Origin of the sequence: Pelosinus sp. sgz500959, assembly GCF_042610375.1 — a bacterium.
GTDB lineage: Bacteria > Bacillota > Negativicutes > DSM-13327 > DSM-13327 > CTSoil-075.
Window position 1 is genome coordinate 120,482 of record NZ_JBGJZL010000010.1, and the last position, 14,388, is coordinate 134,869.

General features: G+C 38.8%; 13 protein-coding genes, 1 tRNA gene and 1 riboswitch. All 14 genes read right to left on the bottom strand.

Features of this window, described 5'->3' with window-relative positions:
* Positions 1 to 9: 9 nt before the first annotated feature.
* Entirely contained in the window at positions 10 to 825 is an 816-nt protein-coding gene (locus ACAN52_RS16125; RefSeq protein ID WP_378955952.1) for a CheR family methyltransferase, read from the bottom strand.
* A gap of 263 nt (positions 826 to 1,088) precedes the next feature.
* Positions 1,089 to 1,176: riboswitch (cyclic di-GMP riboswitch) on the bottom strand.
* 172 nt (positions 1,177 to 1,348) lie between these two features.
* Positions 1,349 to 1,432 (bottom strand) — tRNA-Leu (locus ACAN52_RS16130).
* Positions 1,433 to 1,525: 93 nt separating this feature from the next.
* On the bottom strand, positions 1,526 to 1,906 hold the full coding sequence (locus tag ACAN52_RS16135; RefSeq protein ID WP_378955953.1) for a hypothetical protein: 381 nt from the start codon (positions 1,904 to 1,906) through the stop codon (positions 1,526 to 1,528).
* A gap of 161 nt (positions 1,907 to 2,067) precedes the next feature.
* Positions 2,068 to 2,538, bottom strand: coding sequence for an FMN-binding protein (locus tag ACAN52_RS16140; protein ID WP_378955954.1), 471 nt, complete (start codon positions 2,536 to 2,538; stop codon positions 2,068 to 2,070).
* Positions 2,535 to 3,224, bottom strand: coding sequence for an ABC transporter ATP-binding protein (locus tag ACAN52_RS16145; RefSeq protein WP_378955955.1), 690 nt, complete (start codon positions 3,222 to 3,224; stop codon positions 2,535 to 2,537). Before ACAN52_RS16145 ends, ACAN52_RS16140 begins: the two co-directional genes overlap by 4 nt.
* Before the next feature lie 14 nt (positions 3,225 to 3,238).
* Positions 3,239 to 4,363, bottom strand: a complete 1,125-nt coding sequence (locus ACAN52_RS16150; RefSeq protein ID WP_378955956.1) for an ABC transporter permease — start codon at positions 4,361 to 4,363, stop codon at positions 3,239 to 3,241.
* A gap of 6 nt (positions 4,364 to 4,369) precedes the next feature.
* Complete coding sequence (locus tag ACAN52_RS16155; protein WP_378955957.1) at positions 4,370 to 5,656, bottom strand: ABC transporter permease; 1,287 nt, start codon at positions 5,654 to 5,656, stop codon at positions 4,370 to 4,372.
* Positions 5,657 to 5,669: 13 nt separating this feature from the next.
* Complete coding sequence (locus tag ACAN52_RS16160) at positions 5,670 to 6,929, bottom strand: Fe-S-containing protein (RefSeq protein ID WP_378955958.1); 1,260 nt, start codon at positions 6,927 to 6,929, stop codon at positions 5,670 to 5,672.
* Between the two features lie 87 nt (positions 6,930 to 7,016).
* Positions 7,017 to 7,574, bottom strand: a complete 558-nt coding sequence (locus tag ACAN52_RS16165) for an iron transporter (RefSeq protein WP_378955959.1) — start codon at positions 7,572 to 7,574, stop codon at positions 7,017 to 7,019.
* Positions 7,571 to 8,761, bottom strand: a complete 1,191-nt coding sequence (locus ACAN52_RS16170) for an FTR1 family protein (protein ID WP_378955960.1) — start codon at positions 8,759 to 8,761, stop codon at positions 7,571 to 7,573. Before ACAN52_RS16170 ends, ACAN52_RS16165 begins: the two co-directional genes overlap by 4 nt.
* A gap of 255 nt (positions 8,762 to 9,016) precedes the next feature.
* On the bottom strand, positions 9,017 to 9,655 hold the full coding sequence (locus tag ACAN52_RS16175; RefSeq protein WP_378955961.1) for an energy transducer TonB: 639 nt from the start codon (positions 9,653 to 9,655) through the stop codon (positions 9,017 to 9,019).
* A gap of 384 nt (positions 9,656 to 10,039) precedes the next feature.
* The gene (locus ACAN52_RS16180) at positions 10,040 to 11,194 is read right to left on the bottom strand and encodes a sensor histidine kinase (RefSeq protein ID WP_378955962.1); all 1,155 of its coding nucleotides are present in this window, start codon (positions 11,192 to 11,194) and stop codon (positions 10,040 to 10,042) included.
* A complete protein-coding gene (locus ACAN52_RS16185) occupies positions 11,187 to 11,882 on the bottom strand; it encodes a response regulator (protein WP_378955963.1) in 696 nt (231 codons plus the stop codon). The genes ACAN52_RS16180 and ACAN52_RS16185 overlap by 8 nt, the downstream gene beginning before the upstream one ends.
* Positions 11,883 to 12,118: 236 nt before the next feature.
* Positions 12,119 to 13,834 carry a methyl-accepting chemotaxis protein gene (locus ACAN52_RS16190; RefSeq protein ID WP_378955964.1) on the bottom strand — a complete coding sequence of 572 codons (1,716 nt, stop codon included), beginning with the start codon at positions 13,832 to 13,834 and terminating at the stop codon, positions 12,119 to 12,121.
* Positions 13,835 to 14,388 lie beyond the last annotated feature (554 nt).

Sequence of the window (14,388 nt, forward strand, 5' to 3'; positions counted from 1 at the left end):
TTTATATTTTTATGCTTTTCTATAAATAGCAGGCGCCACAAACTGATATCGACTTTCATGACGATTAATTGATTCAGAATGGCCAATGAATAAATAGCCCCCTGATTCCATATGATCATAAAATCGATTGATTAATTTTTCTTTAGTCTCAGCATCAAAATAGATCATTACATTACGACAAAAAATAAGATGGAATTTCTTTTTGAAAGGAAATGTTTCACTCATAAGATTAAATCGTCGAAATATGACTTCCTGCCGTATTATTTCTCTTAGAACACTGTACTCTGAATCGATTTTATGAAAATACTTAGCACGCCAGTAAGCCGGCAAATTGTCTAACTGATTACTAGGGTAGACGGCTTTTTGCGCCTTTTCTAAGACATCTGTTGAAATGTCAGTAGCTAAAATTTTCGTATCCCACCCACTCTTTTGCGCGCCGAAATAAGAGTTAATCAGCATTGCTAACGTATATGGTTCTTCACCTGTAGAGCAACCAGCACTCCATACCCGCAGATCTTTCTTTTTGGCCTCAACTGTAGCGAGATACGGTAGAACCACTTGCCCTAAAACTTCAAAATGTTGTGGTTCTCGCAAAAAATAAGTATGGTTTGTCGTAAGCTTATTTACTAAGATTGTCCCAGACTTGCCTGTACGATCACTTTTCACATGAGAAAAATACTCCGAAAAATTATGAAAACCGCATTGCGCTATATAGTTATTCAAACGTCCGCACACTAACACTTTTTTTTGTAATAAGTTGATTCCATAATTAGCCTTAACAAATCCAACAAGTTCCCTAAATTCCCGTTCCGTTATATCTTCCATGGTTTTTCCTCCTTTCAAGCATACAAACAAAAATAGTATGATTATTTCTTTACTTTCGATGGGACTATGATTTGCCAACTTGTACTCGTCAAAAATAATTTTTGATTTTCTTAACTCTATTTATCTCTTCTTTTCCATTGCTAAATAGGATGAACTTAACATCATATTATAGTTATTACCTTATTAACTGCTTAATTTCTCCTATCTGAAAACGCAAAAAAGATCAGGGGTATCCTGACCTTGGGTATGTTAACATAAAGCAACATAGCAGCCTGGCAATCTTGGTCGTGATACGACTGTAGACCCATAGCTTTGCGTCCCGATCTTTCAATAGGTTTGCCAATATTATTTTTTTGTCTAAAAATGTATAATTATTTTATATTTCATTATATTCTTCTTCTATAATGACGTCAATATTTTATAAGAAAATAGCCTAACTAACCAGAACCTAAGTTTTATATCAATATAAAAAGCATATAGCAAAAAAACTTTCAAGAAAATCTTGAAAGTTTTATAATTGATGTGGTGCGGGAAAGAGGACTTGAACCTCCACACCTTGCGGCGCCAGATCCTAAGTCTGGTGCGTCTGCCATTCCGCCATTCCCGCTTATGAAATTTGTTGTACAAACCCCGTGGTTCTTATTATAGCAGATTAGTAATTAAAAAGAAAGGTTTTTTTTCATCTTTTTTATAAAAAGAATTAATGGTGCATACTATGGTCCATTGCTGGCATCATAGTCGTTTGTGTATTATCTGGCGTAGTAGCTTGATCAGTTGGCTCGACTGAATTAACTAAGTCTAACATCATTTGTCTGAGTGCAGGATCTCTTGATAGCATTTGTTTCATCATAGCCTGCATTTCAGGTGTTTTCATCATCTCAAGACACTTGGTTTGCATTTCAGGGGAGTTCATCATTTTATGCATATCCATATCTCCCATTTGGCCTTTTTCCATCATCATTTCATGAGTTGATGGTGCATTTTTTTCAGCAGCGCTGACAACATTCGTAGACAATGTGACTCCTAATACCGAAACCCCGAGTAAACCTCCAACAATCCAACCTGTCATTTTATTTTTCATAATCTGATCATCCTTTCTTATATCATTTTGCTAAAAAGATTGTAATTGATCTTTGCACTATAATCATACCAGACAATTATGAAAAACTGATGAATATTTGTTGAAAAACTAATGAAGTTTAAAAAAACCATACCCTCAAATTGAAAGGGTATGGTTTTTTATCACTTTGCCTGCTCCAAAGCCTTATGTCCTGCCTCACTAAATTGTTTAAAAGAAAGTGTTGCACCAGATATGGAGTCAACCTTATTTAAGTCTTGTGTTTCTATAAGCCTCGGACCATAGGACATGGCCCCTTTAAGTCCTTGTTGAGCCTTTTTATAGAATTCTGGATTTTCAATTGTACCATTTGTTTTTCCATACTCACTATCTTTTACCTTACCATCTTTTTGAATGCCTTTATAGTCAGCCTTAGTAATTTTACCTTGTTGAATCGTCAGCGTCAGCTCGCCTATGGCACCACGTTCATCAGGGCTGCTTTTACCTGTGTAAGTTCCATCCTTATAAGCCGTATGCATATCATGATTTGCATGACCAGAGTGATCTTCAGTCTTTTCACGACTGCAACCAGCAGCTAGAATGGCAATCATACAACCTACGATTATCATAGATAACCATTTCCTCATGTTCTTCATGAAACTTCCTCCATCTTGCAAACGATCCTCTGATCTTTCCGATCTACAATACGACCGTGTTCTAAGACTACACACCGTTCAGCTAGTTCTGCCACTCTTGGATCATGAGTAACCATAATGATCGTATGGCCTTCACGATGAAGTTGTTGAAAAAATTCTAATACAATTTTCGCATTGGTTTCATCTAAATTACCCGTTGGTTCATCAGCTAAAATGAGCATGGGATAATTGATTAAAGCACGAGCGATACATACACGCTGTTGTTCACCACCAGAAAGTTGACTAGGCAAATGACGAGCCCTTTCTTTGAGACCTACACGCTCTAAAGCCGCCAAGGCCTCCTGCTCATCAGGCATACTATGGTAATATTGTGCTACCATAATATTCTCCAAGGCTGTCAAATAAGGAACAAGGTGAAATTGTTGAAATACCAACCCAATCTTATCTCGACGCAACATGGTTAGATTTCGTGCAGTCACACCAGAAAAATCAACTCCATCCAATACAATGGATCCACTAGATGCTTTATCCATACAACCAATAATATTCATCAAGGTCGTCTTTCCAGAACCAGATGGTCCCATCAACGCCAACCACTCACCCTGCTGTACTGTCAAATCAATGTCTTGAAGAGCTTTTACATTTCCATAAATCATGGAAACATCATGTAACTCTAATAAACTCATCTTGATAACCTCCTTTATTCTCCTCTAAGTACAATCGCTGGTTCAACATCTGTTGCAATCTTGACTGGAATCAAACAAGCTAGACCAGTTACTGATACAGATACAACTAAGGCCAGTAACACAATCAAGGGTTGGAATGAAATTCCCCTGCCAAAGACATTGACACTCACCGCTTGTGCAAAGAAAAATCCTAAAATTGTTCCCATCAGTCCGCCTAAAGTACCGAGCGCTAAACCCTCTCCTAAAAATTCTAGAATAATACTGCGATTTTCGGCACCTAATGCTTTTTTCAAACCGATTTCTTTACGCCTTTCTGTCACAACTGCCATCATCGTCGTAGCCACACAAATCAACGTAAGAAGGAGTACTACGATGGTGACCAAATAAACCAGAGCCTGCAGCTTACCGAGTACAGTTTGCTCTGACTGCGTCACTTGCTTGACCAGTCGTGGCGCTACACCAGGAACTTGTTGTTCAATCGTGTGAGTCCATTCAGTCAATTCCGTCTCATTGGCTGTAATGCTAGCCTGAGCTACGCTGATCATACCTTCCTTATGAAGCATCTGTTGCAATAAAGAAAGATCCAGAAAAACAAAATTTTCTTCCTTACCACCTGTACGGACAATACCAGCAACCTTCACTTTTTTCTCACTGTCATTGCTAGCTAACGTTACCAACTGCCCTGGTTCAATTTGCAACCGTTCGGCTACTTCAGCACCAAGGACAACGTCTTCTGAATTTTCATCCGGCCAAACACCTCGGATCTGCCAATAAGGACTTACCTTCTTTACTGTTTGAAAATGAGTGCCGGCGACTAATAAGGGTTGCTCATTTACTTTCATATGATCATAAAGATAAGGAGCAATGCCAATGAGCTTATCAGAAGGCAATAAATTGGCTATGCTTGAAATTTCATTCTCCGCCAACACTTGCTGCTCACCTGTCGGTAATAGAAGTAAATTGGCACCATAAGAACGAAATTCTCTTCCCATTTGACGTGGGACATCATAATAAATTGTCACAAGCCCCGACAATACCGTCGCACCGATCGCCACAGCCAATAAAGCAATCAGCATCCGAGATCGACGGCGAAGTAAAGCATGCCAAATCATTGTAAAGTACATTGATTGTTTTGTCATTTTTTATCACCTGCCATGAAGTACTGCTGCTGGACGCAGCGATAAAAGCATTCGTATTGCCGGAAAACTACCGACCAAAGTAATTAAGATTACTGACATAACAGCCCACGGGATCACCATGAGATTGATCGCCACCGCTGAACCAAAAACATTTTGACCAATAATTTGTGCAAAACCTAAACCTAGAAAATAGCCTGCCACGCCACCGGCTAGACCCGTTAATGTAATTTCAGTAAGGGTCAAGAGTAATACATCTCCATCAGTAGCCCCTAGTGCTTTGAGTAAACCAAATTCACGACTGCGCTCCATCATGTTAGCCGTTAGCAAATTGGAAATTCCTAACGCTGACCCAGCTAAACTGAGTACTGTAATGAGCAGCATTAATAGCTGAGTTTTTTGTAAAATCATTCCTTCAGATTCTGCCACTTGGCGAACCGGTTTTGCTCTAGAACCACCGATCGCCTCTTCAATTTGATAGGAAATTGAACTTACATAAGCCGTACAGTACCAAGTTTCCCAATCCTTCAAAGAAAGACTTTTCGGATCATGAGCTGCTTTACGAGCTAACTCATTCTCGGGTGTTGTAATGGCACTTACATCTATTTTGCTGACTTTGCCCGTCAGATTCAATGCTTTTTGGATAAAGGATAGTGTCACAAAGATTTGCTCATCTTCTGGACCACCACTGTTAAAAAGCCCCTGTACTAGTAATGTTTCATGTCGACCATTCGGCAAATTAACATCCACTGTATCACCTGGCTTAATGCCTAATTTTCCTGCTAATACAGTGCCAACCATAACACCATTGGCCTCTGCATCACCGACCCAATTGCCCTCTACAGTCCACCAAGATTTCAGTTCTTTAATACCTGTTTCTACAACTTCACCCGTTGGCAATTCCAATTTTCGATTAAACCAAGTGCCTACCATCGTTACATTGATATTCCCCGCCCCTATAGCCACTTGGGATTCTAATGATGGTGCAAATCCAACGATATTATTAGACCAAAAAATAGTCTTTAATTTACCAACATCGCTTTCTTGCAAATACTGCCCTGCCCCAACCGAACTGTTTTCCAGTCCATAAATTTCCCGCAATACGGAGGCGGATCGAGGAGTGACTACAATATTTGCTCCATAAGCTTTCAATTCACGGTTGACTTTGTCTCCAACATCTAGCATTACATTGAGCATGGCTGTCGTCAAAGAAACACCTAATGCAATGGTAACCGCGACCATAAACATCTTTCGGCTCTGCCTGACAAGAGCTCCTTTCAGCATTTGCCAAAACATAGTTCATCCTCCCTTACTTAAACCGATTCTTTTCTTTTTCTAAACCAGCAACTTCAACCATGATTTTCCCTTCTGATACCTTGTAGTCAACTGGAATTGGATTGCAGCCACCCTTAAAACCAATCGTTGCTGTATTCATCACCACATCACAAAGGGCACAGACAACTTGATTATCACGTTCAAAATAACCTGTTGGCCCACAAATTTCGCAAGCATCAAGCCCTACGCCATAAGCAGATCCACTCTTTTTAATGATAATAAACCGAACAATTTCACCCGTTGACGATTGATAAGAAAAGCGGTGCAAGTGTCCATCTGAGACTTTCTCCAAGGAAATAGGAATCTGTCCTTGTTCAGCCACCACTGGCACTGCGGGAACAATCTCAGCTTTTTCATCGGCATACCCTTTGCCAACTGATGAGCAAAAAAATACAACCAGCACACTTAAAGAAACAGCTATACCCCATCGCATTTTTTTGCGCACCGTTACCAAAATTTTTCGGTACTGAGCTGGATTTAATCCCTCTGGCTTAGATGGCTTTCCCTGTAAAAACAAAGCAATAGGCAAAAATAGTGTCACAGCAAGTAATGAATATAAGAACCAAGCTTCATGATTAATCACAGGCCCCATGATCGACATCAACCCTTTTGCCATTAATAGCTTTCTTGCCATCATGACTTGAATAACAACAACAAGTTGTTTTGCCATGACAACAAGAAGTTGAATGGTCAAAAGATTGATAATGGTCTGAGGGATTAAAATTTTTGCTGCGCGAAAGACCGTCAGACCAGTCAACCAAGTCAAAAATAATCCTAAGAATAACCCAATTCCTTTCATGAGGAAATCTAGGCTGATTAGATCACTTGTCGAAATGATCAAATTAATCGGAAAGAGAAAAAATTCTAGACCATGATATAAAAGTAGTGTAGCCGCTACGAGACAGGCAACGCCACCTAGTATTTTATGCTTACCAAAAGAATCTCCTCGTGCTTTAATCCATAAAAAAAGTCCAAGTAATACTATTTCTCCAGTAAGCCCTGCTACAAGAACCAGACTTTCGAATACTTCCCGTTTCACGGCCTTCGAGCCTAGTTTTGCCGTTGTAATAAAAGCTGCTCCTATCACGCCCCAGATAATTCCCCGCCATATGAATTTTTTTAAGGTGCCAAATTCTTCCTTGCTGGCTAGGGCTAGCAACATCGCTAACGGAATAACGACCATAGCTGCATTTTGCATCGCTGGTATAAGATTTTGTAGTACACTTTGTAGCATATTGTTCTCCTTTCAGTAATTTTTTTCATTCATAAGTAAATAAATGAAAAATGGTCCGGGAAAAGCATCCCGGACCGCCAGTTCTTCTTACCAACTTCTCGGAACATAATCAAAATTCCAATGTAGAGTAATTGGTTTTTCCCAGAAACGGCCTTCAACACCTGTTTCTTTATCAACGTGCAACATGTAATTTTGGCGAGTCGGAGATTCAATCGTAAATGCTACATCGTATGTACCGGCACCTTTCATTTTCACATTTGCACCATAATGAGGACCATCACTCGCATTCATTGGCATAAGATTACCTTCAATCACTTTGCCTGTGCCTTGTTGGGTTAATTTATAGTGAACGGTCAAATTAGGAATCCATTCACCAACACCAAATCCAGTGTTATTACCTTCAATGGCAGCAATATCCGTTTCAAGATGGATATCAGATTGAGCAGGTGTTAAACCCATTCCTGCTGGTTCCATAGTCACGGGTTGGAAATAAACAACTGCCACTTTAAATCCTGCTTCAGGTACTTCAATATCATCACCAATCGGATATTCCTGAAAACCAGCCGCAAAACATTGACCTGCTGATACAGCCACCGTTAAAAATGCAGCAAACACCATGGATAAAAATTTTCTTTTAGTATTCATACTACGACCTCCCTAATTTTTTTCTTTTTTTGATAAATAAAATTACCAATCACTATGAGCACAAGAACGAGTTGTGGCAACATCGATTCTAAGGTTGGATAAACTCCCAAAAGAGCAATCGTAGGACTTCCTTCAACTTGAGTCATTCCAATTACACCAGCTTCTTGTAGTTCTTTTATACCACCACCAGCAAAACTAATCGCCAAGCAACACATTAAAATACTCGTGCCTTGGAAAAAATATTTTGTTGGGATTTTCAAACTACCATAGCGAACTAATGCAAAAACGATGACCAAAGCAAGAGTTCCCGCAGCAAAGCCTAACCAAATCATATGCATATTTTCACCCGCATTATTAAATAATGCTTGGTAAAATAATACAACCTCAGCTCCTTCTCGGTACACAGCTAAAAATGCTGCCGCTCCTAATGACAAGGTATTACCACTACTCAACGAATTTTCCACTTTACCTTCAATGTAGCGATTCCAAGACTTTTCATCTGACTTACTTCCCATCCAATAACTTACTGAGAAAAGAACAGCCACCGCCACTAACATCGTTGCGCCTTCGATGATTTCTTGATTGGCACCACTCAAACTGACAACGGAACGAAATAAGATTGCAGTAATAAAACTCGCCACTATAGCTGCTGCCGAATAATAGTAAACAGTTTGCGTCTTATGACCATTTCCTGATTTAATCAGATAGGCTATGATCGCACCAATCACTAAAATTGCTTCGGCACCTTCGCGGACTAAAATCAAAAACGCGGGCCAGAAACTTTCCCAAGAATCTTGCTCCTTACTGCCACCACCCATTTTGACAACATCTTCACGCATCATACCAATCATCTCATCAATTTCTTTTTTGACTTGGGTATCAGGCGCTTGATTGGTCATCAATTTTTTAACCACGCTAAATTTGTACTCTGTCAAATTAGCACGTTTACTGGAGACAGTTGTATTCACAGTTTTCTCAAAGCCATCTTTCTCATAAATCCCATAATAGGCATCGTTGACTAGTTTTTTAGCTGCGGCAGTATCTCCACTTTTATACACTGCAAGGGATTGATTCATTGTTTTTTCGATACGATCAACTACACCAGTCCATTGAGATGCTGCTAAAGCCATACTCTGCCCTAAAATCAACATGACTAATACCAGAAAAACCAATCCAGATTTACGCACATACTCACCTCCTTTCATTTTCTTTTGCTTACTCATGTGTTGAAAATAAAAATCATTCTCAATATATGAGTAAAAAAACAGACCTACTTCAATCGAAAATATTCTACTGCAAAATTGCAGAATCATTCTTCTATAATGAGTTAGCAAGGATAAAATTACATGTTTTTACAAGATTAGTAATCATTATCAATTTAAAACTCTACGATACAACATAATTAGTAAATAATCTTAACTAGTTGTTTTTCTTATTATCAATTACTCTGGTGTAAAGGGGATGGACAATATCGTCGAACAAACAATTGGACGTCCTTCACGATCCTTTGCAGGCTCAAAACGCCATTTTTTAGCAGCGGCGATGGCGGCATCATTGATACTTTTTTGCCCTGATGAAACAGCGACTTCAACCTTGCCAGGCAAACCATTTTCCATGATTTTCATCCTAAGGACTACAATAATTTTACGACCAATTTGATCGACTTCAGAAGGATAGGTAGGATCAACCCGTGTTAATACAACTGGTGGTGTACCCATCACACTGTGTTTATTATTATTTATGACAGTAGTCGTATCGGGTGTTGCTGTGACTACTTGGATTGGTATTGGCTTAGGTTCCACTATGTCGTCACTCGCTATAGGTGGCGTTTCGGTCGGTATCGTCTCCTCTGCCAATGGCGCAGTTTCCTGCACAGGCAGATTGGGTGACGGTATTTCTAGTTCGGGTTCTTCTAACTCCTCACGATCAGACAAGGTACTTACATCTAGCTCGATTACTTGTTCATCGGCGGGTGGTGAGACAGTAAGCTGGAAAGTCATATAACCAACTGCCATTCCAAAAAATATGTGAAAAAAAACCGATAATGCAATTGCTGTCCGCCAACGAACCGTATAAGACATGATGCGCTACCTCACTTTCCTCTCAGTCACCATAGATATTCAACAAAACTTTTTGTTAACGTTTCATCACATTCTCTATGCCTCCCTATTTAATAATCAATCATAAATGAGTAAAAACAACCTTCTGATACCAATAAACTGTGACAATGATACTTTCTATTCATTTGATTTTAATTATCATTATCAACGCCAATAGGACTATTGTAGTTGCTCTACTAAATTTTGTCAAGCGAACTTTATATTTTCTGTGAACTTTAATTTTTCAAAATATAAAGCATAATGATGGGTGAGCCACAATATCATTGATCATTATTCAATCCACATCTGAGCTGAGGAATCTGACTTAAATAACAAAGCAGCCCTCTTAGGGCTGCTTTGTTATACTCAATTCGATCCAACTCTAGTAAGAGGCAATCGCACTTCAAATAGACTTCCTTTTCCCACTTGACTTGTGACCGCCACCTGCCCACCATGAATTTCTACAAGTTGCTTGACAATCGCGAGCCCCAGACCAGATCCACCGCTTTTGCGGTCTCTCGACTTATCTCCCCGATAAAAGTGATCAAATATATAGGGTACATCTTCTGCTGCGATACCAGATCCATTATCTTGAATCGACACAATAAGCCACTGACTATTTTCTTTATCTTGTATAGATGTTACGACCTGTACTTGACCTTCTACTGGTGAATATCGAATGGCATTCACTAATATATTATAAAATACCTGGTTCATGCGATCATTATCGACAATCACTTCTGGTATATCCTGCGCTAAAGAATACTTAATGTGAATATTTTTTTCGTCAGCCATTGGTCTTAGCATTGTAACCACCCGGCTAATCAGTTGATTAACATCGACTGCTCTTTTTTCCAGGGCTAATTGACGAACTTCCGCCAAGGACAAATCGCGTAATTCTTTAATCAAGCGGTTCAAGCGAATTGCTTCTTCATGTAGTGAACTAAGTTGCTCTTTACTCGGCTCAATCACGCCATCGATCATACCTTCTAAATGTCCTTGGATCACTGCAAGGGGCGTACGTAATTCATGAGCAATATTAGCCAACAGTTGCCGCCGTAAATTTGTATTTGTAGCCAATACCTCAGCCATTCTATTAAAAATAGCAGCTAGATGTCCGACTTCATCCTTCGTTTCGATCGGCACCGTTTGCCCAAAATTACCTTGGGCGATTTGTTCGGCGGCTTGACTTAAATTACGAAGGGGTACAGTAATACTGCGGGCTAAGGCATAACTAGCGGCCAGTCCCACTGTTAGAATTGCCAATCCTACCCAAATTAAAGAATTATGAACTGACATGAGAAAGGTTTCTTCTAAAGGTCCCATCACAACTGTCATGGTCGGCGTACTATCATGGTCATGTCCTTGGGTACTATTTTGACTCATTTCCATCTGCTGTACAATCCGATACTCTTTGAATTGACCAGTCATCTGAACATTCGCCAGATAAATTAAAAGAATAACAGTGAGAGCAACAACTAAAAACATTAATCCTGTAATACGATAAGTAATGCTATTCATCAGTATCACTGGAGAATTTATAACCGATTCCATATACAGTTTGAATATATTGAGGTATCTTCGGATTTATCTCTATTTTACGACGTAAATTTTTAATATGAGCATCAACTGTCCGCTCATAGCCTTCAAAGGTATACCCTTGGGTCTGTTCAACAATTTGTAAACGGCTGAATACTTTATCAGCATTCCCAACCAATAGTTCTAACAATTTAAACTCTGTCGGCGTCAATTCAATCGGTTGAGCATCTTGCGTAACCTGATGCCGTTCTAAGTCAATCACTAAATTCCCAACTTTCAGAGGTTCGTAACGTGACATCTCTTTATGGGTTCGGCGCAAAATAACCTTCGCCCGCGCTACAACTTCTTTGGGGCTAAAAGGTTTTGTCACATAATCATCGGCGCCAATTTCAAGACCTACTAACCGATCGCTTTCTTCATCTCGGGCCGTCAACATAATGATCGGTACATCACTATCCCGGCGAATTCTTCGGCAAACTCCCCAGCCATCAAGACCAGGTAGCATTAAATCTAAAACAATAATATCTGGTTTTTTTTCTCGAACTGCTACGAGGGCATCTAGTCCATCATTGACAGAATAAGTGATAAAACCATCTTTATCAAAATAAGTTTGCAACAGTTTTACTAATTTTACATCATCATCTACAATTAATACGGAATATTGAGCCATAATCAGCCTCCTCTTATGTAATTATATTTTTTCTTACATTCGCTAACAATGCGCCTTCTTCCTTCACAGGCAACCTTGTAGCTAAGTAAAGATACCGTTAAACCAAAAGACCAGGACTTCTCCTGGCCTTTTCCCGTACGATTTGTTGTTTTCGTAAAATCCAATCATCTGAATCGACAGATTATCTATTGAATCAATCCCTAACGAGATAAGTTTCGGTTAAGGAGTCTCCTTATTTAAATTTGAAATTTACCAACAGCTTCACGAAGCTCCATTGCTAAATCAGCTAATGCTTGACTGGATGAAGCAATTTCTTCCATCGCTGCCGATTGTTCTTCCGTGGCAGCAGATACGGTCTGTGCCTGCCCAGAAACCTTTTTGCTTAGCGTATCGATTTGTTGCACGGAATCAACAATATGCTCACTACCCATCGACATATGTTCAATAGCAGCCGATATTCCTTGTGTCTGATCTGAAACCTGATCGACTAAATTGGCAATTTCTTGGAATGTTTTTCCAGTTTCATTTATTACTTCTGCTCCAAGCTTCACTTCACGAGTACCGTCATTCATAGCTACCACAGCCTTGTCAGTATCTCCTTGAATTTCACCAATTAATTTACTAATATGCTTTGCTGCATCTTGTGATTGTTCTGCTAATTTGCGGACTTCTTCTGCTACAACAGCAAAACCGCGCCCTTGTTCTCCTGCCCGCGCTGCTTCAATCGCAGCATTTAAGGCCAATAAGTTAGTCTGGCTGGCAATACCTGAAATCGTATCTACAATCTGTCCAATTTCTTTCGAACGTTCTCCCAGTTTGGCAACCACCACAGCCGAGGTCGTGACAGTCTGTTCAATATGGGCCATCTGATTAATGGCTTTCTCCACAGATATATTACCGTCTTTTGCCTTATTAGCCGCCTGAGCTGATTGCTCGGATACATCTTTAGCATTACTAGAAATTTGCTGAATACTTACTGACATTTCTTGTACCACAGCTGATGTACCATCAGCCACACTTAATTGTTCCTCTGCACCATGTGCCACATCATTAATTGATGTGGCAACTTGACTAGCTGCTTGAGCCGCTTGATCAGCACTAGCAGTCAGTTCTTCTGAAGAAGCTGCCAACTGTTCAGAAGAACCATTAATTTGTTTCATCAATTCGTAAATCGCCATCCGCATATCCGATAAAGCGTCAGCCACTTGGCCAACCTCATCCTTTCGCAGAATTTTTCGTGGTTTCTCACGAAAATCACCAGTTGCAAGCTCTTTACAAACCGATACCATTACAGTGAGGGGAGTTGCGATGATTTTAGTAATGTACCACCCACTGACGCCTAAGATGACCAAAGATAGTAGGATAATACCAATTACACTACGTGTTGATTTTTCGAAAGAATTATTATTATCAGCATGCACCTGTTTTGATATTTTAATACTATATTTTGCAAGTTCTATACATCGATTATTTGCGTCATTTACTAAGGGATCAACAGAAGTCGTATATAATAAATAAGCTTCCGCATTTTTATGTTGTAATGCCAATTCAATCACTGGCTGTCTGGCAGTACGATACTTACCTATTGCGGTTTTAATTCCACTCAACTGTTCCTTCTCATTACTATCCAGATGAGCTTTATCAAGTTGTTCCATATTAGCGTTAAAGGCTTTTACACGTTCATCAATAATGGCTTTTAACTCATTATTTTTTTTATCATCCGTTGTAATCATCAACTCTAAAATTGCAGCGTTTACTTTATTAATATGAGCACGATTTTCATTGATGAGAGAAATTGGTACTAAGTGTTCTCCATACAGTGTGTTAATATCCGAATTTGACTGCTGAAGATAATAATATCCTGTATACCCTATAATACTCATCGATAATAAAGCAATAACAACGAGTATACCTAATTTGCGACTTACTTTCATATCATTTAATATATTCATTTTATCCTCCATGCTATATCATATTTTTTCATTATCTCTTTAAATTCCAGCTTGCAATCAATACATAATTTCGAAAAGTTTTAACTTTCTGTTTTATTTGCACAGCAATTTACAAATTATTTTATTGCTTAGTATTTTCAATCCTCCATTTCATTTTTTAGCGATCTACTAACCATTTTAAAATTTCGCTCTGCAAACAATTTCTTAATTAAATATGAATTATAATTGCTAATTCTTAATAGCTCTTACATAAGTTTTCATAACCTTGCCACTAACTTTCATGGAGTATTATGATTTTGCTATTTTATTTCTTGGTTTAATCACTTATTTCCTTTTTTTGATATTTTTTCATTTTATAACTTTCGTCATTAAACAAAAAAATACCTTTTTCTCTCTATTTATTAAATTATTTTTCAATAAAATAATTCTGATATCAAAAATATGACAAGGTATTTTTATCTTTTAGATAAATAAAAAAACCACCTACCAAAAGATAGACGGTTCATTTACTTATTCGATATTCGAACTTTAACTTTTTTGCCACAACCAAGGCA

What these genes read in the sequence shown, in the direction of transcription:
- ACAN52_RS16125 (WP_378955952.1), bottom strand. Translation starts at nt 825, where the DNA reads ATGGAAGATATAACGGAACGGGAATTTAGGGAACTTGTTGGATTTGTT.
- ACAN52_RS16135 (WP_378955953.1), bottom strand. Translation starts at nt 1,906, where the DNA reads ATGAAAAATAAAATGACAGGTTGGATTGTTGGAGGTTTACTCGGGGTT.
- ACAN52_RS16140 (WP_378955954.1), bottom strand. Translation starts at nt 2,538, where the DNA reads ATGAAGAACATGAGGAAATGGTTATCTATGATAATCGTAGGTTGTATG.
- ACAN52_RS16145 (WP_378955955.1), bottom strand. Translation starts at nt 3,224, where the DNA reads ATGAGTTTATTAGAGTTACATGATGTTTCCATGATTTATGGAAATGTA.
- ACAN52_RS16150 (WP_378955956.1), bottom strand. Translation starts at nt 4,363, where the DNA reads ATGACAAAACAATCAATGTACTTTACAATGATTTGGCATGCTTTACTT.
- ACAN52_RS16155 (WP_378955957.1), bottom strand. Translation starts at nt 5,656, where the DNA reads ATGTTTTGGCAAATGCTGAAAGGAGCTCTTGTCAGGCAGAGCCGAAAG.
- ACAN52_RS16160 (WP_378955958.1), bottom strand. Translation starts at nt 6,929, where the DNA reads ATGCTACAAAGTGTACTACAAAATCTTATACCAGCGATGCAAAATGCA.
- ACAN52_RS16165 (WP_378955959.1), bottom strand. Translation starts at nt 7,574, where the DNA reads ATGAATACTAAAAGAAAATTTTTATCCATGGTGTTTGCTGCATTTTTA.
- ACAN52_RS16175 (WP_378955961.1), bottom strand. Translation starts at nt 9,655, where the DNA reads ATGTCTTATACGGTTCGTTGGCGGACAGCAATTGCATTATCGGTTTTT.
- ACAN52_RS16180 (WP_378955962.1), bottom strand. Translation starts at nt 11,194, where the DNA reads ATGAATAGCATTACTTATCGTATTACAGGATTAATGTTTTTAGTTGTT.
- ACAN52_RS16185 (WP_378955963.1), bottom strand. Translation starts at nt 11,882, where the DNA reads ATGGCTCAATATTCCGTATTAATTGTAGATGATGATGTAAAATTAGTA.
- ACAN52_RS16190 (WP_378955964.1), bottom strand. Translation starts at nt 13,834, where the DNA reads ATGAATATATTAAATGATATGAAAGTAAGTCGCAAATTAGGTATACTC.